Below are 249 nucleotides of genomic sequence, written 5' to 3'. Positions count from 1 at the left end.
GCTCATGTCGATCCCGCACGCGCGCAGCTCGGCGGCCAGGATGTAACCGACGGCGGTCGCGACCTTCGTCGCGAGCAGCACGTCGCGATCCCACAGCTCGCCGAGGCGACGCATCGCGGGCAGCACCGTGAAGCCGTCGGTGCGGAACCGCTGCACGCGCCCGCCTTCGTGATCGACGGCGATCAGGATGTCTTCGCGCACCGCGCGGATCGAATCGGTCAGCGCGGTCAGTTGCGCACGATTCTGGAA

General features: G+C 68.7%; 1 protein-coding gene. It reads right to left on the bottom strand.

Features of this window, described 5'->3' with window-relative positions; translation table 11 throughout:
* Positions 1-249, bottom strand: a 249-nt coding sequence (locus AAEY78_RS14335; protein ID WP_352340102.1) for a glycoside hydrolase family 3 N-terminal domain-containing protein, incomplete at both ends; no start/stop codon positions are given.

Source organism: Psychrobacter sp. 16-MNA-CIBAN-0192, from assembly GCF_040309565.1.
In the GTDB taxonomy this organism is placed as follows: domain Bacteria; phylum Pseudomonadota; class Gammaproteobacteria; order Pseudomonadales; family Moraxellaceae; genus Psychrobacter.
This window is presented reverse-complemented; position numbering and strand designations above follow the sequence as displayed.